This is a genomic window from Lysobacter enzymogenes (genome assembly GCF_017168095.1).
Lineage (GTDB): Bacteria > Pseudomonadota > Gammaproteobacteria > Xanthomonadales > Xanthomonadaceae > Lysobacter > Lysobacter enzymogenes_D.
In genome coordinates, this window is record NZ_LXSD01000097.1 from 1 (window position 1) to 990 (window position 990).

1 protein-coding gene is annotated in these 990 nt (G+C 74.7%); it reads left to right on the plus strand.

Features of this window, described 5'->3' with window-relative positions; genetic code table 11:
• Positions 1-990: polyketide synthase dehydratase domain-containing protein (locus A7A76_RS02750; RefSeq protein WP_206409758.1), on the plus strand; the 990-nt coding region annotated here is incomplete at both ends.

A 990-nucleotide genomic window follows, 5' to 3' on the forward strand; every position in this document is an offset into this window, starting at 1 on the left:
CGCGCGTCGATGCGGTGGCGACTGCCAGCGCCGCCGCGCCGTCCGTCTCCAGCGCCGCGCTGCATCCGTTCGTGCACGCCGCCGACCCCGGCGCCGACGGCCCGCGTTACGCCACCCGCTGGAGCGGGCGCGAACCGTTCCTGCGCGACCACGTGGTCCAGGGCGCGCCGATGCTGCCGGGCGCGGCCTGCCTGGAAATGGCGCGCGCCGCCGCCGAACTGGCGCGGCCCGGCCAGCGCGTGCGGCAACTGCGCAACGTGGTCTGGCTGCGGCCGCTGGCCGTGTCCGAACCGGTCGACCTGCGCATCGCGCTGGAACCGGTGCAGGCCGCGGCGCACGGCGCCGACGCCGAGTTCGCGTTCCGCCTGACCGGCGCCGGCAGCGACGTGCCGCACTGCCAGGGCCGCATCGCCCTGGGCGCGGTCGCGCGCGCGCCGTTCGTCGATGTCGCCACCGTGCGCATGCGCTGCGATCTGCGCACCGTCGCCGGCAGCGACTATTACCGCGTGTTCGACCTCATGGGCCTGGCCTACGGCGAGAGCTACCGCGGCATCGAGCAGGCCTTCGTCGGCGCCGACCAGTTGCTGGCGCGGATCCGCCTGCCGGCCGCGGCCTCGGCGCAGGACGGCTTCCACCTGCATCCGAGCCTGCTCGACAGCGCGCTGCAGGCCTCGATCGGCTTCGAGATCGGCGACGGCCGCGAGGAACAGCCTTCCGACGGCGCCGCGCCGCGTTCGCTGATGCTGTTCGCGCTCGACCAGATCGAACTGTACGGACCGTGCAGCGAGCAGATGTGGGTGTGGATCCGCCGCGACCGCCGTCAGGCCAGCAACAAGCTCGACATCGACTTGTGCGAACCGACCGGGCGGGTGATCGCCGCGCTGCGCGGCGTGACCTCGCGCGAAGCCGGGGCGCCGGCTGCTCGCGCGTCGGCGCCGGCTGTCGCCAAGCCGGCGCAGCCCGCGCAGACTCGACCCGCGCAGGCTCAGC